The 22,290-nt window shown below is 71.3% G+C and carries 14 protein-coding genes; 5 read left to right on the forward strand and 9 right to left on the reverse strand.

Translation table 11 applies throughout. The features are described 5' to 3' along the window. Position 1: 1 nt before the first annotated feature. The 7 genes from HF576_RS10605 to rplM all read right to left on the reverse strand — a co-directional run bounded on the left by HF576_RS10605 (position 2) and on the right by rplM (position 6,601). Entirely contained in the window at positions 2-1,810 is a 1,809-nt protein-coding gene (locus HF576_RS10605; RefSeq protein ID WP_168912813.1) for a choice-of-anchor G family protein, read from the reverse strand. Continuing rightward, positions 1,803-2,534: a hypothetical protein gene (locus tag HF576_RS10610; RefSeq protein WP_168912814.1), complete on the reverse strand. Its 732-nt coding sequence runs from the start codon at positions 2,532-2,534 to the stop codon at positions 1,803-1,805. The genes HF576_RS10605 and HF576_RS10610 overlap by 8 nt, the downstream gene beginning before the upstream one ends. Further along, positions 2,507-3,073 (reverse strand): signal peptidase I, encoded by a 567-nt coding sequence (locus HF576_RS10615; RefSeq protein ID WP_168912815.1) that lies wholly within the window; start codon positions 3,071-3,073, stop codon positions 2,507-2,509. The genes HF576_RS10610 and HF576_RS10615 overlap by 28 nt, the downstream gene beginning before the upstream one ends. Further along, positions 3,073-3,789 (reverse strand): SipW-dependent-type signal peptide-containing protein, encoded by a 717-nt coding sequence (locus HF576_RS10620; RefSeq protein ID WP_343234241.1) that lies wholly within the window; start codon positions 3,787-3,789, stop codon positions 3,073-3,075. The genes HF576_RS10615 and HF576_RS10620 overlap by 1 nt, the downstream gene beginning before the upstream one ends. A 485-nt stretch (positions 3,790-4,274) precedes the next feature. After that, on the reverse strand, positions 4,275-5,630 hold the full coding sequence (gene glmM, locus HF576_RS10625) for a phosphoglucosamine mutase (protein ID WP_168912816.1): 1,356 nt from the start codon (positions 5,628-5,630) through the stop codon (positions 4,275-4,277). A gap of 16 nt (positions 5,631-5,646) precedes the next feature. Next, positions 5,647-6,129 (reverse strand): 30S ribosomal protein S9, encoded by a 483-nt coding sequence (rpsI, locus tag HF576_RS10630; RefSeq protein ID WP_168912817.1) that lies wholly within the window; start codon positions 6,127-6,129, stop codon positions 5,647-5,649. A gap of 25 nt (positions 6,130-6,154) precedes the next feature. Continuing rightward, a complete protein-coding gene (gene rplM / locus HF576_RS10635) occupies positions 6,155-6,601 on the reverse strand; it encodes a 50S ribosomal protein L13 (RefSeq protein ID WP_168912818.1) in 447 nt (148 codons plus the stop codon). Positions 6,602-6,844: 243 nt separating this feature from the next. Here rplM and HF576_RS10640 point away from each other — a divergent pair, with 243 nt between their 5' ends. Continuing rightward, the gene (locus tag HF576_RS10640; RefSeq protein WP_168912819.1) at positions 6,845-7,597 is read left to right on the forward strand and encodes an OBAP family protein; all 753 of its coding nucleotides are present in this window, start codon (positions 6,845-6,847) and stop codon (positions 7,595-7,597) included. A gap of 85 nt (positions 7,598-7,682) precedes the next feature. On the opposite strand, the gene HF576_RS10645 is transcribed toward HF576_RS10640, so the two are convergent. Then, positions 7,683-14,585 (reverse strand): SdrD B-like domain-containing protein, encoded by a 6,903-nt coding sequence (locus tag HF576_RS10645; protein ID WP_168912820.1) that lies wholly within the window; start codon positions 14,583-14,585, stop codon positions 7,683-7,685. Between the two features lie 319 nt (positions 14,586-14,904). Here HF576_RS10645 and HF576_RS10650 point away from each other — a divergent pair, with 319 nt between their 5' ends. From HF576_RS10650 to HF576_RS10665, 4 genes are read left to right on the forward strand one after another with little or no spacing between them, the layout of a single operon-like run. Beyond that, a complete protein-coding gene (locus HF576_RS10650; protein WP_168912821.1) occupies positions 14,905-16,221 on the forward strand; it encodes a right-handed parallel beta-helix repeat-containing protein in 1,317 nt (438 codons plus the stop codon). 56 nt (positions 16,222-16,277) lie between these two features. Beyond that, positions 16,278-17,003: a hypothetical protein gene (locus HF576_RS10655; RefSeq protein WP_168912822.1), complete on the forward strand. Its 726-nt coding sequence runs from the start codon at positions 16,278-16,280 to the stop codon at positions 17,001-17,003. Beyond that, positions 17,000-18,241 carry a Dyp-type peroxidase gene (locus tag HF576_RS10660; RefSeq protein WP_205835173.1) on the forward strand — a complete coding sequence of 414 codons (1,242 nt, stop codon included), beginning with the start codon at positions 17,000-17,002 and terminating at the stop codon, positions 18,239-18,241. The genes HF576_RS10655 and HF576_RS10660 overlap by 4 nt, the downstream gene beginning before the upstream one ends. Further along, a complete protein-coding gene (locus tag HF576_RS10665; RefSeq protein ID WP_168912823.1) occupies positions 18,238-19,599 on the forward strand; it encodes an MFS transporter in 1,362 nt (453 codons plus the stop codon). The genes HF576_RS10660 and HF576_RS10665 overlap by 4 nt, the downstream gene beginning before the upstream one ends. Here HF576_RS10665 and HF576_RS10670 read toward each other — a convergent pair. Continuing rightward, positions 19,571-22,198 carry a LuxR C-terminal-related transcriptional regulator gene (locus HF576_RS10670; protein ID WP_168912824.1) on the reverse strand — a complete coding sequence of 876 codons (2,628 nt, stop codon included), beginning with the start codon at positions 22,196-22,198 and terminating at the stop codon, positions 19,571-19,573. The two genes, HF576_RS10665 and HF576_RS10670, sit on opposite strands and share 29 nt — an antisense overlap. Between the last annotated feature and the right edge of the window lie 92 nt (positions 22,199-22,290).

Here is a 22,290-nt window from a genome sequence, read left to right on the forward strand (position 1 = left end):
CTCAGAAGGCGTTCGGCCCGGCCGTCGACGAAGCGAGGAAGACGTTGAGAACGGATGCTGCGCCCGCGGTCGTCCCGTCGACCACACCGATCCGCAGCGCGCTGACCGCGTACTCTCCGTCCGCGACCGGGTACGGCGGCGCGGGCTGCGGCGGCTGATCGGGCTGCGAGTTGACCGTCACCGAGACCAGTTGCGAGATCAGGTCGAGCTCGCCGTCGAGGGCCCCGAGCGCCGTCGTGACGGCGCCGAAGAGCGTCGTGGTCATGGTGCCGATGAGGCCGGTGGCCGGCGCCACCAGGGAGTTCTGCAGGACGCCGGCGAGGGTCGGGAGGAGGTTCTCGACGATCAATCCCTCGAGCGAACTCAGAATGATGGCGACCAGGGCGTTCACCGGCGCGAGAAGGGCACCGAGGATCCCGGTGTTGAGAGCCTCCGCCGTCACGTCGATGTCGGGCGCCGCGTAGCCGTCCTCACCGAGCAGGCCGCCGACGGTGCCATCTATGGTCACGCCGACATCCACCGCGTTGACCGTCACGATCGCGAGCTGGGCGCGAATGATGGCACTCACCTCGATCGACACCGACGCGTCGAGCACCATCTTGGCCGCAGCGCGCTCGAGGTCATACAGCAGCCCGGTCTGCGTCGCGGGATTGCGCAGGAGCAGGCCGACCCGGTCGACGAGTGCCGTCAGCACTTCGGAGCTGAGCACCGAGGTGTTCGGTGCCAGCCCGTTGAGTCCATCGGAGCTCTCGTGAACCTCTCCGACGAGCGTCGCGAGATCCACCGTCACGGTGCCGGCCGTCAGATCCACGCTGACGACCCCGTCGGTGAGCGGCGCATCGAGAAGTGCCTGCAGCGGCGTGGCGTCGACCGCAATGTCGACGCTGTCGATCGTCACCGTCCCGAGCGAGAGCAGCGCGTTGTTGATGAGCCCGGTGAGCAGAGGGCCGAGCCCGGCCACGACGGCGTTGCCGAGCGCAGTCTCGGCCGCACTTACCGTCGTGTTCACTCCGGTCAGCAGCGTCCCGACCGCCGTGTCGGCGGTCGCGCTCAACGCCGCGCCGGCGGGGCTCTCGAATCCGAGGTCGAGTCCGGACACCAAGTAGTCCCGCTGCACCGCGGCGGCCGGCCCGCTCCAGCGTTCTTCGCAGCCGTCGACCGTCGTGCTCGAGGCCACGGCGCCGACGCCGAGCGTGAGGTCGGCGATGCCGCCCAGCGCGGGGCCGATGCCCGGCAGCTGGCTCAACTGGAACGTGCCCATCGAAGGCGCGGTGCCGGCCTGCACCGCGTCCAGGTCGATCGTGCCCTGGTCGGTCACGGCGCCCGCGGCGCCGGTCGACGCGCCGTCGGGCAACGCCTGACCGTATTGCGCGTAGGAGCCGACCCCGGCATCCAGCGGCAGCGTCAGGCCCAGGTCGGCCGAGATCAGTCCGCCGAGCGCTTGCAGCGCGATCGGCGAGACGTACGCGTCCGCACCGAGCGGCGTCGAGCCGGCGGGCTGAGCCGAAGACGTGGCGCCGTCGTTGGCGACGACGATGCCGCTCAGCCCCGCCACCGGATCGAGGCTCTCCCCCACCAGCGATCCCGACAGCACTCGGCCTGTGCCCTGCGACGTCAAGCCTTCCGTCACCGAGCAGTCGAGCGTCCCGATCGCGCCGTTCACCCATTCCGGGTCGTTCCACGCGGCGTCGGTGGCCACGACGGGCACCAGCATCGCGGCCACCAGTCCGGCTGCCGCGACCGCGGCCGACAGCATCCGTCGACGGAGCGATACCCGTGACGCCCGGCGAGTCCGGGAGAACTCAGGCATCGGTCACCCCCCGCACGCTCATGCGACCGGCCAGCACCTGCACGGCGCCCAGGCCGAGCAGGCCGAGCGCCAGCAGCAGCGGGCCGAGCGCGTCGGCGCCGGTGGGCGGGAGCTCGGCTGCGGGAGAGTCGCCGGATGCTGCGAACCCGAAGCCCACCTCACCCTCGAGGCCTTCCAGCCCTGAGTCGGCCGCTTCGGCCGGCGTCGAGATGGTCACGAGGAAGTACCGGGACTGGTCGACGAGCAGCGGGTCCAGCTGCCACTGGTCGCCCGTGGTGGGTGAGGCGACCTCGGCGACGCGCGTGGTGGGCAGCAGCAGCTCGGCAGGTCCGGCGCACGTCGGTTCGGCCGTGAGTCCGGTGAAGGACTGGTCGCATTGCGAGATCGCGATGCGCAGACCCATCGGATCGTCGACGAGAGCGCCGGCCGCACGAAGCGTGAGCGAGAACTCCCGCGAACTCGACCCGTCCAGGGTCGCTCGGATCTGCCAGTGGTACGCCTCGCCGGGGACGATCGGATCGATCAGTTGCGGGGTGTCTCCCCACGCGAGGCGCAGCTGTCCTGGCATCCCGTTCTCGGCGATCGCGGTGAAAGCCGCCGCGGCGTGCGCACCCGAGACAGCCATGCCAGCGGCGAGGAGCGCCGCGCCCAGCAGGCGCAGCGGTCGCCACCACCACGACACCCCGGATGCCGCCATCACATCTCCCGTTCCCGTGCCGGCCACAAGCCCCACGCGATGACGCCGGCAAGCACGAGCGTCATCGCTCCGAGTGCGACCGGCGTCTGCAGGGCGACGAGCGCCGCTCCTGCACCCGGCATTCCGAACAGCACCCGATCGGTCTCGGAGACGACGTAGGGCTGCTGGTCAGGCGTCTCGTTGTCGTCGCCCTGCAGCACGACGCTGCGCTGATCCGCTTCGCCGGCCACAGGATCGATCGCGATGATCCGGTGGGTCACTGGCAGCGCGTCACCGGAACGCTGCACCGTGATGACGTCGCCGATCTGCAGCTCGTCCGCCGAGACGGGCGCGCTGACGGCGGCCGCGCCCTGCGGCAGGGCCGGCGCCATCGATCCCGTGCGGAACACGATGACCGACAGGCCGAGCAGCTGCGAGGCCACGAACCAGATCACCGCCACGAACCCGATGACGCCGACGACCCAGAGGCCGATGTCCTTGGCCCGCTCCCCCGTCGAAGGGCGTGATCCATCGGCGGGGGCAGCGGCGGCGTGACGAGCGCGCGGCCGGAGGCCGGCGGTCGTCATCAGACCGACGTCGAGAGGAACTGCCAGGCGGGTGCGACCGTGCGGCCCTGGAGCGTCTGCGTCAGGGCGTTGTCGGGCAGCGAGATCTCGAAGCAGTAGTAGTGCACGTCATCCCCTCCGCCCGAGATCGGCTGGTCGGGTGCGCCGGCGCTGCCCACGCCGCCCGCGGCGACGATCGGGATGACGCCGGCCGCGTCGAAGAACGCCTGGTCGCACGTCGGCGCCGCGTCCGCGGCCGCCTGGATCTCGAGCGCGACGCGCACCTGCAGGCTCGTCCACAGGGTGCCGGCGGGGTCGTCGATCACCACGCCGGTCGCCGGCAGCGCACCGAGCAGATCGACCGTGCCCGCGATCGAGGCATCCGACGTCTTCAGCGCGACAGGCGCGTAGAAGGTCTCGCCCGGAGTGAGGGCGAGGATGTCGTCGCCCGCCGTGAGCGGAGAGAACACGAGTTCGCCACCGGGGTTGTCGGGCTCTTCGACCCAGCCGGTCGTGCCTTCGCCGTTGGTCGGACTGAGCGTGTTCTGCAGCACGACGAACTCGCTCGTCCCGATGCCGGGTCCCCCGTCGGCGCCGCCCCAGACCCATTCCGAGTCGGTCCAGCTGGCGAGGGTCATGGTGCCGCCGACGCCGAGGACGAGGCCCCCGGCGAGGACGGCGAGGATGCGCCGACGGCGCAGGCTCTTGCTGACTGATGTCGTGCGGTTGAGTGCCACGGGGAAACTCCTTTTCGCGTGCGGAATCGGCACGCGAAGATTCCCCTGTCCGGCGCGAGGTGCCGGGCTGGCGCTCCCCGACGAGTGCCGCTGCGAGGAATGTATAGCGCCGCGAACCGCCCATCTACCGGGGGTTTATCGCCCACCTCGCCCATTGAGGGTTTGCTGAGGAAGCTGTCCGGTCGCCTCGCGTGACGGCGCCCAGACCCGCGCTCTGGATCCACGGGACCTGTCCGGTTCACGCCTGCGGCGGAAATGAGCGGAACCTGAGCCGCACCTCGTTCCTTGAGCGAGGGCACCCCGTTCGTTGAGCGAGCACCCACCCCGGTCGTTGAGCGAGCGAAGCGAGACGAAACGCCCCGAACCACCCGTCCACACCTGGTTCAGGGCGTTTCGTCTCGTCGCTGCGCTCCTCGCTCAACGACCGATCCGGGTTCAGCGCGTTTCGTCCCGTCGCTGCGCTCCTCGCTCAACGACCGGTCCGGCTACAGCGCGAGGCGCTCCCGGACCACGTCGGCCAGTGCCTCCGCGTGGCGCGATGCCTCGTCCTCGGACGCGGCCTCGACCATGACGCGCACCATCTCCTCGGTGCCCGACGGGCGCAGCAGCACGCGGCCCGACAGACCGAGGTCGGCGGAGGCGCGGGCGACGGCATCCTGAACGATCTCGTCACCGACACGCGTGCGGTCGACGCCGCGCACGTTGATGAGCACCTGCGGGTAAACGGTCATGATCGACGCCAGCTCAGCGAGCGTCTTACCGGTGCGGGCCATCTCGGCCACGAGGTGCAGCCCGGTCAGCACGCCGTCGCCGGTCGTGGCGAACTCGCTCATGATGACGTGGCCGGACTGCTCGCCGCCGAGCGAGAAGCCGCCCTCGGTCATGCGCTCGAGCACGTAGCGGTCGCCGACCGCGGTGGTCTCGACGTGGATGCCGTGGGCCGACATGGCTCGGTGCAGCCCGAGGTTGCTCATCACGGTAGCGACGAGGGTGTCGTCGGCGAGCGCGCCGCGCTCCTTCATGGCCACCGCGAGGATCGCCATGATCTGGTCGCCGTCGACCACGCGGCCGGCGGCGTCGACGGCGAGGCAGCGATCGGCGTCGCCGTCGTGCGCGATGCCGACGTCGGCCCCGACCTCGACGACCTTCTTCGACAGCACGTCGAGGTGGGTCGAGCCGACACCGTCGTTGATGTTGACGCCGTCAGGGTCGGCGCCGATGACGGTGACGCGGGCGCCGGCGTCGCGGAAGGTCTCAGGAGAGACTCCGGATGCCGCGCCGTGTGCGCAGTCGAGGACCACGTGCAGACCGTCGATGCGGTGCGGCAGCGATCCGAGCAGGTGCACGACGTAGCGGTCCTCGGCGTCGGCGAAGCGGCGGATGCGTCCGACGTCGGCGCCGGTCGGCTGCAGCTTCGGCAGTTCGAGCGCCGCTTCGATGCGGGCTTCGACGATGTCGGGCAGCTTGACGCCCCCGCGTGCGAAGATCTTGATGCCGTTGTCGGGGGCGGGATTGTGGGATGCCGACACCATGACGCCGAAGTCGGCGTCGATGTCAGCGATCAGGTACGCCGCTGCGGGAGTGGGCAGCACGCCGGCGTCGAGCACGTCGACGCCCGATGAGGCGAGCCCGGCCTCGACTGCGGCGGAGAGGAACTCACCCGAGACGCGCGGGTCGCGCGCAACGACGGCCGTGGGACGACGGCCTTGAGCGCGACGCGCCTCGGCGGAACGGCCCTGGCCCAGGACGACGGCAGTCGCCTGGGCCAGGGTGAGCGCGAGATCGGCGGTGAGGGGGCCGTTGGCCAGCCCCCTCACCCCGTCCGTGCCAAAGAGCGGCATACGGAGCGAGATCCGATCAGCGCTTCGAGTACTGCGGAGCCTTGCGGGCCTTCTTGAGACCAGCCTTCTTGCGCTCGATGACGCGCGCGTCGCGCGAGAGGAAGCCGGCCTTCTTGAGGGTCGGGCGGTTGTTCTCTTCGTCGATCTGGTTGAGCGCACGGGCGATGCCGAGGCGCAGCGCGCCGGCCTGGCCCGAGGGGCCGCCGCCCGAGATGCGCACGATGACGTCGTAGGCGCCGGTGAGGTTGAGCACCGTGAACGGGTCGGTGATCAGCTGCTGGTGCAGCTTGTTCGGGAAGTAGTCCTCGAACTCACGGCCGTTGACGGTGATGGTGCCCGAGCCGGGGATCAGTCGCACGCGGGCGATGGCCTGCTTGCGGCGTCCGACGGCTGCGCCGGGAACCGAGAGCACGGGGCGCTCGGCGGCAACGGCTGCGGTCTCGTCGACCGGGGTCTCGGTCGAGTAGTTGGATTCGGTGGTTTCTTCGATCTTCGCCACGAGTGTGTCCTTGTCTCTACGGCGCTTACTGGGCGACCTGGTCGAAAACGTACGTCTTGGGCTGCTGCGCGGCGTGCGGGTGCTCGGCACCGGCGTACACCTTGAGCTTCGACAGCTGGTTGCGGCCGAGGGTGTTCTTGGGGAGCATGCCGCGGACGGCCTTCTCGACGGCGCGGACGGGGTTCTTCTCGAGGAGCTCCGAGTAGGTGACCGACTTGAGGCCGCCCGGGTAGCCCGAGTGGCGGTAGGCCTTCTTCTGCTCGAGCTTCTGACCGGTCAGGGCGACCTTGCCGGCGTTGATGATGATGACGAAGTCGCCGGTGTCGATGTGGTTCGCGAAGGTGGGCTTGTGCTTGCCGCGAAGGAGCGTGGCGGCGTGCGAGGCCAGGCGGCCCAGGACGACGTCGGTCGCGTCGATGACCAGCCACTCGCGCTGGGTTTCGCCAGCCTTGGGGGTGTAGGTGCGCGTCACAGTAGTGCTGCTTTCTTGATTCGAACGGAGAGGCTCGTGAATCCCGCTCCGGGGTGGTTTCCTGGTCGATGACCGGGGAAACACGCCAGTGGAGGGCTCACGTTCGTGGTGTCGGGTCAGCTGAGCCGCACACCAAACGTCGAGTCTACGGCATCCGGATGGCTCGGCCAAACCGCCCTTCACGTGCCGTCCCCACCGCCGTAGCCTGTGGGTCCCATCCGACTTCGAGGAACGGTGATCGACATGGCGCTCAACCCGGCGATCAAGACTCGGCAGAGCCCCCTGAGCCCCGCCGGCGAGGGCAAGGGCTTCGGGCTGGCGGTTCTCGAGCAGGGCGCGAGGCTCCTGCAGGAGACCACGCCGCTGCACGGTTTCGACGTCTACGTGGTCGGCTTCCATCCCGCGAAGGAGGATCCCGCCATGCAGATGGAAGCTCACCATTACTGCCGCGTGGTCAACGACGACTTCCTGCAGTGCACGATCTTCGACGGCAACGCGCGGGATGCCAACCTCGTCGGCATCGAGTACATCGTCTCGGAGAGGCTCTTCGCGACGCTCCCGGAGGACGAACGCGACTCCTGGCATCCGCACAACTTCGAGGTGCTCTCAGGTCAGCTCGTCGCCCCGGGGCTTCCTGCGGCCGCAGAGCACGCGTTCATGAAGCGGTTGATGAACAGCTATGGCAAGACCTGGCACACCTGGCACACCGGAAGGCACGACACCGGCGGCGGTCACGAGTTGCCGGTGGGCGACGCGATGCTCATGTGGTCGTTCAATCGCGAGGGCGAGTGCGATCCAGCCCTCGCAGCGGATCGCGAAGTGGCGATGGACCTCGATACCGCGAAGACGCGCGAGCAGCGGCAGGACCTCGTCGAACTCGCACACCCGCAACGTGGCGTGGACACCCTGAAGGACCGCTTCACGGGCACGACGTCCGTGCCCGGGGTCGTGGACGCCCACGGCGGGCCGGCCCCGCACGGCGATACCGGCTCCTGAGAGAGGGTGCGTGCGAGCGGGCCTGCGCGCTGACCGGATACAGGAGAGCCCGGGCCGTCGGGGGCCCGGGCTCTCGCTGTGCTCCTCAGACGCTGCGCCGGCGACGAGTGCTGAGGACCCCCAGAGCCCCCAGAACAAGGAGGAGCATCGCGACCAGTAGCCACGCGCCGGCCGAGAGCGCCGCGCCGGTGGCGGCGAGCGGGCCTGGAGCCCACGCGTGGAACGGATCGGAGTCGGTCAGCCGTACGGGTGCGCCGTCGGCATCGGTGACGACGACGGGGGTGCCGTCCTCGCCGAGCTGCGGCTCACCCGTCGGCACGCCGGCCTCGTCGACCGCCGGGATGACCGGGGTGACCTCGACGGTGACGGTGTCGGCGTGACGCTGGTCGTCGGCGAGGGTCAGCGTGCCCTCGGCGAAGAACGAGGCTCCCGGGGGGATGAGCCCGTGCCATGTGCCGTTCGCGACGAAGTCGTACGCCGCGGGCCCGCCGAACGCGCTGAGGTCGGCGGTCCACCTGCCGATGGCGGGGCCCTCCCCCGTGACGTCGGCGAGGTCGATCGCGGTGAGCCACGTGGAGCCCGTGTTCGTCACCACCCAGCGCACGGTGTTGGCGGCGCCGGCCTCGTACTTCACCGCGTGGCCGCGGTCGTTCGCGTCCTGCGCGGCGTCCACGAGCGGCTTCACGGGGGTGATCCAGTCGCCCTCGGCATCCTTCACCGCCGGGTCGGCCTTCTCACCGTCGTACTTGATCACCTGCACACCCGACGTGAACGCGTTGTAGTCGTCGGTGTCGGAGGCGGGGATTCCGGATGCCGCGCCACGCGCGTCGACGGTCGCCCGGTCCACGTGCGGCTCACCGCCGGCGAGCGTGAGTGTTGCCGTGCCGGTGATGACCTCGCCCGGCTGCCACACGGCGTCACCCGTGAAGGTGTCGTCCCACGCGGCCGACCAGACCGCGCCTTCGCGGACGGCGACGAGCTCGTCTCCGTTCGGAAGGGTCCACACCAGCGACTCGATCTGCGCGCCCGAGACGTTGTCGTCGAGCAGGACGACATCGGCGAGGTCTTCGTCACCGGTGTTCGTCACGCGCAGCACGATCGTGCGCGTCTCGCCGTTCTCGTACAGCTCGCCATCGGCCATGGTGTCGGCGTCGTGCGCGATCTCGGTGCCCTCGCCGTCGCCCTTCTCGATGTCGACGTACGGTCCGACGCCGGTCCAGGCGTGGAACGGGTCGTCGTCGTCCACGGTGAACGGCACGCGCTCCTCGGGGTTCTCGGGGTCGGGCACGGTGGCACGCACCGGCTCGGCGCCGTCGAGCAGCGGCTCGCCGTTCGGCGTCGTGCCGTCATCACCGACCGCGGGCACCACGACGGTTCCCACGACGTCGACGGTGTCGGCGTGACGCGTCTCGGCCTCGAGCGTCAGCTGACCCTCGGCGAAGAACGACGCTCCGGGAGGCAGCAGCCCCTGCCACGGGCCGGACTCGGTGAACGAGTAGTCCGCGGGTCCGCCGAACGCCGACAGGTCGGCCGTCCAGTCGCCGGCGATCTGCGGGCCGGCGTCGGTGACGTCGGTCAGCGTGATGTCGGTCAGCCACGTGTCACCGGTGTTGGTGACGACCCAGCGCACCGGGTTGGTCACTCCCACCGGGTACTCGACGGCGTGGTCGATGTCGTTCGCGTCCTGCGCGGCATCCGTCAACGGCTTCTCGGGAATGACCCATCCGTTGTCGTCGGTCACGACGGGGTCCGGTCCCAGGCCGTCGTACTTGATGACCTGGATGTCGCCCGTGAACCCGTTGTAGTCGTTCTGGTCGCCGACGGGGATCCCGGATGCCTGGCCACGAGCCGTCACGGCGGCGCGGTCGACGTGCGGGGCCGAGCTCGCGCCCAGCGTCAGCGTCGCGAGACCGGTGATGGTCTCTTCCGGCTGCCACACGCCGGGCCACGACGCGGTCCACACGCCGGTGGCCTCGTCGAGCGCGGCCGCGAGCGTCGTGCCGTCGGGCAGCGTCCACCCCAGGCCCTGCACGGTGCCGCCCGAGATCGTGGCGTCGGTGAGCACCACGTCGACGAGAGGCTCGTCGCCGGTGTTGGTCACCTCGATCACGACCGTGCGGGTCTCGCCCGGCTGGTACGCCTCGCCGTCGGCAAGGGTGTCGGCCTCGTGCACGATCTGCGCGCCGTCGTCTCCGGCCGTGCCGTCACCCTTCTGGATGTCGACGATCGGGCCGACGCCGGTCTCGGCGTGGAAGGGGTCGTCGTCGTCCACGGTGAAGGGCGAGCCGTCGTCGTTCGTGGCGGGCACGGGAGTGCCGCCATCGAGCGCGGGCTCGTCGGTCGGGATGCCGTCGCCGTCGGTCGCGGGCACCACCACGGTGCCGACGACGTCGACCCGGTCGGCGTGCTGCGTCTCGGCGGGCAGGGTCAGCGTGCCCTCAGCGAAGAACGAGGCGCCGGGAGCGAAGAGCCCCTGCCACGGGCCGTCCTCGGCGAACGAATAGTCCGCCGGCCCGCCGAGCGGGCTGAGGTCGGCCGTCCAGTCGTCGCCGATCGCGGGACCGGCGAGCGTCGTGTCGTCCAGGGTCAGGTTCGTCAGCCACGTGTCGCCGGTGTTGGTGACGACCCAGCGCACGGCGCGCTCGGTGTTCACCGGGTACGAGACCGCGGTCTCGGGCGTGTTGGCGTCCTGTGCGGCATCGGCCAGCGGCTTGGCGGGCACGACGGGCTCGCCGTCCGTGTCGGTCACCTGCGGGTCGGCCTTCTCGCCGTCGTACTTGATGACCTGGATGCCGCCGGTGAAGGCGTTGTAGGGGTTCTCGTCCGCGACGGGCGTGCCCGACAGTGCGCCGACGGCGTCGACGGTGGCGAGGTTCTGGTGTGCACTGTTCCGAAGGGCACCGTCCCCCGCGTCGATCGTCAGTGTCGCGACACCCACGATGACATCCCCCGGCGCCCACGTGGCGGTGCCCGGCTCGAAGGTCGCCGCCCATGTCGCGGTCCACTCGCCGGTCGCCGCGTCGAGCGCGGCCGCGGCGGAGGAGCCGTCGGGGTAGGTGAAGACGAGGTTCTCGACGACCCCGCCCGCGAGGGTGGTGTCGCTCAGCGCGACCTCGCGCAGCGGCTCGGGTCCGGTGTTCTGCACGCGGATCACGATGTCGCGCGTCTCGCCGGGCGCGTACGTCTCGCCGTCGGCGACCGTGTCGGCCTCATGTGCAATGGTGCCCGCGTCCGCGTCGCCGTCGCCCTTGCTGATCGCAACGCTCGGCGTCACGGTCGTCGGGTTGACGATCTCGACCTCGACGACGGTCGCGTCGCCGATGGTGAGAGTGGCGCCGTTGGATGCCGCGACCCCGTCGATGCGCAGCGCCGGGGTGCCCCACGCGGCGCCGGCGGGCAGCCAGCCGGCCGCGGGAGTGACCTCGGTGATGGTCACGACGGTGCCGGCGGGCAGCGCGGGCGAGGTCGTCGTCTGGCCGTCACGGACGCGCAGCTGGCCGTTGCCGGCCGCCGAGGTGTAGTCCACGACGAACTCGGGGTCGCCGATGACGAGCGACTGGCCGGGGCCGGTGACGTCCTTCGCGATCGAGAACTGGCCGTTGAGCGGTGTGGTCGGGTTCTCGAGCAGCACCGCCGCGACCACGTCGTCGACGATCGTCAACGTGGCCGTGCCGTCGCCGTTGTCGACGATGCCCGTGCCGGAGAAGACTGCCGGCGACCACTCGACGTCGGGCAGCGCGGCAGGCGCCTGCTCGCGCAGCAGCACCTCGGTGCCGGCCGGGATATCGGCGGGGCCGATCGCGACCTCGCCGTCGTTGACCGCGGCGAGCGCGGTCCAGGTGGTGCCGCCGTCGATCGAGTACTCGATGACGAACTCGGTCGCAGCCGGCACGCGGCTCGCACCTTCACCGGTCACATCCTTCGTCACGGCGAACCCGCCGGCGAGCTCGGTGGTCGGGTTGGTCAGCGTCACGTCGGCGGTCGTGCCGTCGCCGATCGTGATGACGGCGGTGCCGTCGGCGCGGTCGCCCGTGCTCCAGCTGGGCGTGCCGAAGCCGACGCTGGGGCCGGCCCCGGTGATCGAGAGCTCGCTCAGGGTGACAGGGGTGCCGTACGGGATGGCGGGCGAAGTCGCGGTCCAGTCGTTGCCGGCGTCGAGGGTCAGCTGACCGCCGCCGCCCGCGTAGGTGTACGCGACGGTGAAGGTCGCGTCCGCCAGCTCGGCCGAGTCGAGGTCGAACGCGCCGGTGACGGCCTTGGTCACCTCGAAGGCGCCCGGTGAGAACAGCGTGTTGGTCACGCGGAAGGCGAAGTTCGATCCGGTGCCCTGCAGGCGGTAGAACCCGTCGTGCTCCGCGCCGGCGGGATCGGTGATGGTGACGTCCTTGAGGCCCTCGCCGTCCTCGGTCACGCTCACGCTCGACCCGACGGGCAGGGTGATCGGCGGTGATGTCTCATCCGGGCTCAGCGTGACCGAGCTCGGGTTGAGCGGCAGCGGGTCGCCCCGGAAGTCGCGCGCGGCCAGACCGATGGTGAACTCCTGTGCCGGCGCGGGGTCGCCGCCGTCACCGATGAGCTTCTGCACGGTGAACGCCACGTCGGCGCGGAAGCCGGCGTCGATGGTGTGGTCGTTGTAGCCGGGACCGGTGACGGTGACGGATGCCTCACCCCCGGCATCCGCGTTGGAATCCGTCGTGGTGCTGCCACTGCCCTGCTCGGTGAAGACCGTGTCGGCCCAGTCGACGTCGCCGAAGAGGTCGGCGTTCGGGCCGCGCAGGGCGAGCGTGCCGTCCTCGGGCTTGACGAAGACGACCGTGTAGTCGCCCGAGGGCTCGAAGCCGTCCTCGTCGGAGCGGAAGTAGTACTCGCCGGTGGGGCCGGTCGTGGTCGTGGCCACGACGTTGCCCTCGGCATCGTGCAGTTCGACGATGACGCCTTCGATCGACGGCTCGTCGGCGTCCTGCCCGCCGTCCTGGTCGGCGTCGAACCACACGCGGTTGCCGATCTCGACCGGAGCCTGCTGGGCCAGGAGCGACACCGAGCCGAGGCCGCCGCCCTTCTGGAAGGTGCCGTCGGGGCTCGCGGTGCCGCCGCCGTCGCCGGTCAGCTCGTAGCCTGCGACCGCACGGCCGTCGGTCACGTCGTACCAGGCGAGGCCGGCGAGGCGGATGCCGGTGAGCGGGTCGTACGTGGTGCTCACGACGGTGCCGGTACCGCGCTGGCCGCCGACGCTGCCGAGGGCGATCTCGCGGTGGGTGCTGCCGTTGCCGACGTTGATGCGGTCGTTGTAGAACTCGCGCCCGCCGGGGCCCTCGTTGACGCCACCGGTCGTGCCGGTGCGGTCGTCCGCGACGGCGTTGTTCTCGAACGTGAAGGTGCCGTCGCCGTCCGGCGCGGCGATCAGGATGTCGCCGCTCGAGCCGGTCTCGTACATGCCGCCGATCGACGCCTCCGACGACAAGTTGCGGTTGCCGCCCTGCAGAGCGGTGCGGTCGGTGAAGGCGGCGGTGAGGTAGCCGTCCTCGTCGATGTAGAAGTCGCTCAGCACGGGCTGCGGGTAGATCTGCCACCCGCCGTTGCTCTGCGAGACGCGGCCACCCGACCACGCCCAGGTGTCGGTCCAGGTGTTCCAGCGCTGCGACTGCGGCGCGAGGGTGTTCTGGTAGACGTCGCCCTTGGCGTACCCGAGGCCGACGCTCGCGACATCGGTGAAGGAGCCGAGCTCATCGATCGGCGCGGCGAGCACGTGGGCGCTCAGACCGGCCGCCGCGGCCGACTGCCCGGGCTGCGCACCGGCGTCGGTCTCGCCGCTGTCGACGTAGCCGACGTAGACGCGGTCCTGGGAGATCTCGACCGCCCACGGGCGCTCGCCGACTCCCAGCCCGAGGTCGTACGACTCGTAGCTCGTCGGCGGGGCGTCGATGTCGGAGACGTCCAGCGCGTAGAGCTTCTTGTCATGCAGGTTGACGAAGTACAGCGTGTTGCCGTCGGGGCTGAGCGTCACGCCGCCGAAGCCGATCTTGCCGGTGTGGGCGAAGCCGTGCGCGTCGCGCGTCGGCGTGGTCGGTGAGCTCAGGCCGCGCTGAGTGTTGGTCTGCGCCGCGCCCAGGTCGATGCCCAGGTCGGTGACGTCGAGCCACGGCGTGACGGATCCGGCATCCGACAGCTCGCCGTTCTCGTCGAGCACGTCGCTCACCCGGTAGATCCCGCCGAGGCCGAGCGAGCCGAGGCCGCTCTGACGCTTGTACGTGGCGAAGGCGAGGATGCTGTCGCTCGCCGGCTGGTAGGCGAGCGCGTTGACGGCCCCGACCTCGCCGAAGGTGGCGAGCGTCACGCGATCGGGGAAGCCGCCCGGCTGTGCACCGGTGTAGTTGCGCTCGAACGGCGTACCGGCGATGGCCGGTCCGTCGATCGAGGCGGAGGTGCCGCCCTCGGAGGCGAGCGGTGAGCCGGCGCGCTGGATGGCCGTCACGAGGGGCGCGGCATCCTGCGCGTAGTCCTGGGGCACGTTCAGTGCGAAGTCGACGTCTTCGGCGCCGGCCTCGACGAACTGGACGCTGGTGCCGTTGGTCGCGTCGCCCGCCGCGGTGCCCGAGGGCTCGAAGCCGTCGGGCCACCCCGAGAACTCCACGCGCAGCGGGGTGCCGTCCTCGAGCTCGGTCGTGTCGAGCTGGTACGACCCGTCCGCCGACGTCAGCGCGGTCGCCGTGACGTCGCCACTGCCGTCGACCGCGGTCACCGTCACCCCGGCGATGCCCTCGTCATTGGCGACGCCGCTGCGCCCAGCGGCTCCGCTGTCGAACGCGCCGTTGGCGTTGAAGTCGCGGAAGACCGTGCCGGTCACCTGTCCGGGCGCGGCGTGTGCGGGCGCCGTCGTGACGACGACACCGCCTACGGCGAGCGCGGCCGCGGTGAGGGCGGCCAGTGGCGCGCGCCACCTGCCGCCGTTCGGCTGCGACGTGATCCGGCGTCTGAACGCGGTGCTCATGCGGTGTTGTCCCCCTGGTTGATGCTGCGAATTCGTCCCGAGTCGTCCGCACGCGTCCGGTGCGCGGGGGCGCATCGGACGCGTGCGGACAGTGGTGTGTCTGCCGTCGGGCACGACGTGCACACCTGTGTGCGGGCGGTCTGGTCGTCGGGCACGACGTACAGACCTGTCTTCGGGTGTTGCCATGCTGGCGGCGGGGGCGACGACTTCGTCCAGGGTGGGGCGGATTTCACCCTCGGTTTCACCCTCGGCGTCGACGGTGCTCCATCAACGGCCCAGAACCCGGGGCCTGGCCACCGGGCATGGTTACAATCCCGTCATGCCCTCCTCCCCCGCTGTGCTTCGGCGCGCCCTGGTGACGGTGACCCTCACCGCCGCCGTCGTCGCCGGCGCTGCGGCGTGCGCGCCCGAGCCGGCAGCGGCTCCGGCCACCGTGCGGGTGCCGGGCGATGCCGAGACGATCTCGGCCGCGGTCGAGCTCGTGGCCGAGGGCGGGCTGATCCTCGTCGAGCCGGGCACGTACACCGAGCAGGTGCTGGTCGACAAGGCCGACGTGACGCTCCGGGGCCTCGACCGCAACGAGACCGTCATCGACGCCGAGAACATCCGGCCCTACGGCGTGGTGGCGGTCGCCGACGGCGTGAGCATCGAGAACCTCACCGTGACCGGCGCCACCTTCTACGGCGTGCTGGTGACGGGCATGCACGACGAGTCCGGACCCACGGCGCACGGCGTCGACGGCTACTCCCGGCTGGATCCCGAGCAGTTCCCGCCGGTCCAGCGCTTCGCGATCGACCATGTCACGGCGTACAACAACGGGCTCTACGGCCTGTACGCCTTCGACGCCCAGCACGGCGTGATCCGCGACTCGTACGCGTCGGGTTCGGCAGACAGCGGCATCTACGTGGGCCAGTGCCGTGACTGCGACATCCGCGTCACCGGCAACGTCGCCGAGAACAACGCCGTCGGGTTCGAGAACGCCAACGCCTCTGACAGCGTCGTCGTCGCCGGCAACCGATTCAGCGGCAACCGCGTCGGCATGACGTTCCTCTCGAACTACCAGGAGGCCTTCGCGCCGCAGCGCGGCAACGCGGTGACCGGCAACCTCGTGTCGGGCAATACGGCGACGGATGCCCCGGCCCACGCCGAGGGCGGCTTCGGGGTGGGCATCGGCATCTCGGGCGGCACCGCGAACATGTTCGACCGCAACCGCATCGAGAGCAACCCTCGCGCGGGCGTGGTGCTCTCGAGCACCGAGGATCTCGCGACGCTCGACAACCTCTTCCGCGGTAACGCGATCGCGGGCAACGGCGTGGGCATCGCCAACGCGTCGTCGTCGCGGGCGCCGGCGCGCGGCAACTGCCTCGAGGGCGAGGCGCCGTCCACGCTCCCGCTCGAACTGTTCGCCTCGTGCGCACCGGGCGTCGATCAGCCGACCGCCGACGCCGCTTCGCTGCCGGCACCCGAGGTGCCGCCCGGCGTGAGCTTCATGAAGGTCGCGCCTCCGCCGCCGCAGCCGTCGATGGAAGATCCCGAAGCGCCGGCCCGCGTGCTTCCCGACGTGCTTCCCGCCCTTGATCTCGGAACGATCGAACTGCCCCCAGCGGACTTCCTCGGTGAGCGCTCTCGATGGTGACGCGGGCACATTCCGTTTTCGGCATACGGGTTCTGGGGGCGGTCGCGGCGGCGGTGATGGCGCTGTCTCTCGCGGCCTGCGCGCCCGCCGACGGCGCCGACTTCCCCGCCGGTGACGCACGGCCCCTGACCACGGAAGAGGCGCAGACCCTCGCGGCCATGCGCTTGCGCAACCTCGATGCCGGCACTCGGACGGTCGCCTTCGAGCTCGCACAGACGGACTCCGAGTTGGCGTTCGACGGCTGGTTCGACTACGAGTCCGGCGTCGGCTACGGGCTGACCGCGGGCGCGGCGGACGAGCTGGTGCTGTGGAACACCCGGGCCGTCGGCACCCATCCGGCGACGACGGATGCCGCTCCCCTGCCCATTCCCGACACCGACCAGTTGGCCACGGCGTGGCAGGGCAGCGCCCTCGATCCCCAGGCCTCTCGCCTCGACACGGTGCTCGCGACCATCGGCTCGCTCGGCGCCGACCGGCCCGAGAACCCGCTCCTGCTGCAGCAGAACGGCACGCTGTGGCTCGGCGAGCGCACCGTGGACGGCACCGAGCTGACGGTCTACGCCGGCCCCCCGTCCGATGAGGCACTCGAGCCTGGCGAGACGGCCGATCCGGATGCCGCCACCGTGCGGTACTGGATCGACGACCGCGCGACCCTCCATCGACTGGACGTGCGGCTGGGCGGTGAAGAGGCATGGACCACCGTCCGCTTCGGCGCGGCTGACGACGTGACGCTCGGCGACCCGTTCGCCGACGCCGAGGGCACGGACGGAGCGTCCGGATGAACGACGAGCAGCCGCCCATGCCCACGCCCGCGCCACCCGCGTCGCCGGCGTCCGCCCCGCCGCGCGGCATCAGCCGTCGCGCGCTCCTCCTCGGCGGTGGCGGCCTCGGCCTGGGCGTCGTCGCGACCGCCGTCGCGGTGTCGACGGCCCATGCCCCTTCGGCCGAGCCGGCAGCCAGCGCGACATCCCCCGCCGAAGGCGGCCCCGTTCCCGCGCACGGCGCACAGCAGGCGGGCATCGCGCGCCCCGCGACGCCGCAGCGCAACGGTCTGGTCGTCGTCGCCGACCTGGATGGGAATCCGGATGCTGCGACCGTGCTCGCCGCGCTGGCCGCGGCCGGCGCGGCCGTCGACGCCTGCACCGACCCCGACCGCTTCGACCCGATCGTGCTCCCCGACGGGCCCGGCGATGTCACCGTCACGGTCGGGCTCGGGCCGCGCCTCGTGCGGGCCATCGATCCCACGCTCCCTGGCGCCGACGAGCTCCCGGTGTTCCTCAGCGACCAGGGCCTCGCCGCCGAGGCGACCGGCGGCGATCTGCTGATCGCGGTGTACGCGAGCGACGCCGCGGCGCTGCATCCCGTCGCCGACCGGGTGCTGGCCGCGATCCCTGGCGCTCGCCGACGCTGGGCCCAGCAGGGGGTGCGCGGATCGGGCTCGGGCACGGTCGTGCGCAACCCGCTCGGCTACCACGACGGCATCATCGTGCCCCACACCGAGGACGAACTGGCCGAGAGCGTGTGGATCCCGTCCGGGCCGGCGGCAGGCGGCACCGTGGCGGTGATCCGGCGGCTGCGGCTCGACATCGCCGGGTTCGCCGCACTCGCTCCCGGCGCGCAGGACGCCGTCATCGGCCGCGAGCGCGCCACCGGTGCTCCGCTCTCGGGCGGCTCACGCGGCGATCAGGTCGACCTCGGCGCCAAGACCCCCGAGGGCGAGTACCTCATTCCGGCTCGCGCCCACGCGCGGGCCGCGCACCCGTCGTTCACCGGAAGCCCGCTCATGCTGCGCCGCGGCTACGCCTTCAGCAACGCGGGACCCGAGCGCGACGACGGGCTGCTCTTCGTCTGCTTCCAGAACGACCTGCAGACGTTCGTGCGCACGCAGCATCGCCTCGACGAGACGGACGACCTCATGGCCTTCACGCGCGCGACGGCCAGCGCGTCGTTCCTCATCCCGCCGGGCCGTGTCGGCGGCGCACCGCTCGGCGCGGCGCTCGCCACCGGGGGCGGTTCGTGAGCCGCGCGTGGCCGGCGCGGGTCGTCCTTCCGCTCGCCGCCGTCAACCTCACCGCCCTCGGTGCCCTCACGGCGCCGGTCGTGGCCGGGCTGCCGCTCAAGGTCGCCGCCGCGGTGCCCGACGACCAGCGCACGTCGACGCTCGCCACACTGGTCGCGCTCGGGTCGATCGTGGCCGTGGTGGCGTCACCGCTTTTCGGCGCCCTCTCCGACCGCACACGCGGCCGGTTCGGGCGCCGCATTCCGTGGATCGTCGGCGGCGCGATCGTCGGGCTCGGCACGACGGCCGGGCTCGCGATGTCCACCGACCTCGGTCCGGTCACCGTGTGGTGGATGGCGACCCAGGCCGCCTACAACGCCGTGCTCGCCGGCACGTCGGCGCTCCTCGCCGACTCGGTCACCGAGCGCGAGCGGGCGTCGGCGAGCGGGGTGTTCACCGCGGCATCCTTCGTCGGAACCCTGCCGCCGCTGCTACTGATCGCGGTGCTGCCTCACGAGGTCTCGACCGTCATGTTCGTCATGCCGGTGGCCGCGATCCTCGCAGCCGTCGCGTGCGCCGTGATCGTCCGCGATGCTCCTCTGACGCAACGGCAAGGGACGACGGATGCTGTGGCCCCGGCATCCGCTCATGACATATCCGCTGCCGACACATCCGCCGACGGCACCTCTCCCGACAACATCTCCCCCGACCACGCCCCGAACCCGCGCCCCGGTGCCGCCTTCGTCGCGGTGTGGGTGCAGCGGTTCGCGGTCGGTGTGGCGTTCTCGCTGATCGCGGCGTTCACGCTCTACCTCGTCTCGGACCGGATGACCGGCGACGACGTGGCCGCGGCATCCCCCGCGTCGCTCGCGACCCTGCTCGGCGGCGCCGGAGTCGTCGTGGGCGCCCTGGTCGCCGGGGCGTGGGCGTCGCGCCGCGGCCGCTACACCCCGGCGCTCGTCGCGGGGGCGGTGCTGCTCGCCGCGGCCGGAGTGCTCAAGGCAGTCGCCACGACTCCGGTGACACTGTGGGCGGCGGCGCTGTGCGCGGGGCTCGGTATGGGCTCGATCCTGGCGCTGAACTTCGCGCTCGCGATGCGCAGCGTGCCGGCGGCGCGCACCGGCACCTACCTCGGGGTGCTCAACATCGCCGAGACGCTCCCCCAGCTGATCGTGCCGCTCGTCGCTGCGAGCCTCGTGCGCGTCGGCGGGGTGGATCCGTTCTCGGGCGGCATCGACAACTACGTCACGCTCTACCTCATCGGGGCGGCCGTCGCGCTCGCGACGATCTCCCTGCTCCCGGCGATGCGGGGCATTCTTCGCCAGCGAGCGGATGCCGCGGCGGCGCCGGTCAGCGCAGGTCGTGGGCCGACGGGCTGAGCTCCCACGCGGCCAGAACCGACAGCGCCTCGTCGCGGCTGCCCACCTCGAGCTTGCGGTAGAGCGCGCGCAGCTGCGACTTGACCGTGTTGCGCGACACCGACATCGCCGCGGCGATGTCGTCGAGCGAGCTGTGATGCGCCAGAGTCGCGGCGACCGCCAGCTCGCGCTCGGTGAGGCGCGGTCGTACGCCCCGGCCCCCGATCACACCGGTGTCTCGGGCCCGGCGCAGCAGATCGATGAAGTCGTCGTCGTAGGAGCCGGCCGCGGTGCTCGACATCGCGGCGTTCAGCATCGCATCCACGGCGGCGATCGGCGTGAGCATGACCGGGAGCGTCAGACCTCGGTCCTGCAGGAAGGCGGCCAGGCGCCGGAGCGCGACGTGCACGTGGTCGGCTCGCTCTGATCGCGGCGCGGACGCCTGCGCGAGTGAGATCGCGCCGGCGAGGAGCGCCAGCTGCTCGCCGCGCACCCGCGACGAGACCGCGTCGTCCGCGTCTTCGTCTCCCCAGCCGGTGAGCAGCTGCATCGCCCGTTCCAGGTCTCCGCGCGCCAGGGCGACCCGGGCACGGCCGACCCGACGGCGCGGGCTGTCGGGCGCTTTCGCGAGCAGATCCTCGGCGGCCGTGACGTTGCCGCCGGCGAGCTTGACGAGGGCGCTGGTGTACCGCAGCTCCGCGATCATGTCGGAGTGGACGGCGTGCCGGGCCTTCTGATCGCGCAGCGTCGTGTCCAGGTGCACCTGCGCGGTCTCGGGCGTTCCCTTGAGAAGCGCGATCAGCGCGTCGAGGTCGGCCAGCACGGCCCAGTGCTCGATGGTGCTGCGGTGCCGCTCGAGCGTCGCCAGGTGCTGGGCGGCGGCATCCGGATTTCCTTGTTCCAGCGTGAGGTAGGCGCGCGCCACGACGGCCAGGCTGCCGGGGTAGCCGTCGACCCAGCTGTCGGGCCAGACCCGCGTGCCCGCGTCGGCCAGCACGGTGGTCGCTTCGGGCATGTCTCCCCGGACCGCGAGGGTGCCTGCCTGCAGGGCGAGGCCCTGCAGTCCCGCGAGCAGCCCCTTCGCGTCGCTGACGGCCGTGGACGCGCGGAAGCACTCGAGCGCATCCGCCGACCGGCCGGCGTAGAGTAGGGTCGTGCCGAGCTGGTTGTAGAGGGTGGGCTCGTTGCGGCCGAGCAGATCCCGCTCCGCAGGCCCCATCGTTCTCATGAGGTCCAGGCCCGCCACGGCCGCCGTCAGCGCCGGCGCGGCTCGGCCCGACACGCGATTCGCGGCGCTCTCGATGGTGAGCAGCAGCGCGCGATCGGCGGGCCTGCTGCGGGAGCGCTGCCTGCGCGCGCCGTAGACGGCGAGGGCGAAGTACTCGAGGGCTCGCAGGCGCTGGTTGCCGTTCGCGTTGGCGCTGATCGCGAGCACGATGCTGATCAGCGGTAGGTTGCGCAGGGTCATCAGCGGCACGTCGGCGAAGAGCAAGCCCAATCCGGAACGTCCGCCAATGATCTCGTTCCAGCTCTCGCGCACGATGTCGGTAGCGAGGTCCCAGTCCTTCCAGGCGACCGCGATCCGCATCGCCGGGAACGGACGCCGCGCCGCCAGGTGCCAGCCCGCGATGCGCAGCTCGAGTTCGCGGAGCGTCGCCGGCTGCAGCTCTCGCCGCGTGTAGCGCACGATGATGCGGCGGAACACCGGCGAGAGCTCGAAGCTGCGGATGCCTGACGCGTGGGGCGAGGCGGCGTTCCAGATGCCCAGTCCCTCGCGCTCGGCCCGATCCAGGAGCGCTGCGGCGTCCGGCTCGCCCGTCAGCTCGACGGCGAAGTCCGTGTCGATCGCGTCGGTCAGGGCGATCCGCTGCATGAAGGCGCCGAAGCGTGAGTCCACAGCCGAGTCGTGCAGCCGCAGCAGGGATTCGATGCGCGCCTCGATCGCGGCGGAGCTGTTCTCGGTGCGCGGGTCGGCATCGAGTGCCACCACCCGCGCGACGGCGGGGGTTGCGCCGAACTCGAGCACCTGGCGCACGCGCTCCGACCGCTCGGTCACGCCGAGCACGGCAGCCGTCTCGGCGATCGTGAGCTCGAGGTCGGTGGGTCCGATCCGGGTCACCGCGATGCTGAGCGCCAGCCCCGATTCGGTGAAGGCGTTCGACGTGCGCGTGCTCGTCTTGACCGACAGCTGCGGCAGATCCGCCAGCAGACGCAGGATGCCGCGGATCGTCTTTTCGTCGAGGTATTCGCTCTGATCGATCACGATGGTGAGCCGGCCGCCGATGCGGCGCAGGCCCCGTTCGAGCAGCTCCCACGGGTCCGCGACCATCAGACTCGCGTCCGCATAGGCGAGCGGGTTGCGCTCGTCGATCAGGCCGAAGTCGTCGAGCGCGTGCGCCACCAGCGAGACGAACCGGGCCGGCGCGGCGCTCTCTTCGCGCAGCCGCAACCACACGCCGTCCTCGTCGGTCGTCGTCGCCCACTGCGCGAGGGCGACGGTCTTGCCGTAGCCGGCCGGTGCGTGCAGCACGGTCAGCGGCGCCGCCGAGTCGAGCGCGGTCAGCAGGCGCGGCCGAGCGATGATGCCCGGAGGCAACCGTGGTACCCCGAAGAAGGACATGTCGAAGCACCCCCCAAGGTAACGGCAGTCCGCCGCCACTCTATAGGGCAAGAGAGCTCGTACCGCTCCTTGAGCGGCAACCCCCGCTCGTT

It is taken from the genome of Microbacterium salsuginis (genome assembly GCF_012524205.1).
Classification (GTDB): Bacteria; Actinomycetota; Actinomycetes; order Actinomycetales; family Microbacteriaceae; genus Microbacterium; species Microbacterium salsuginis.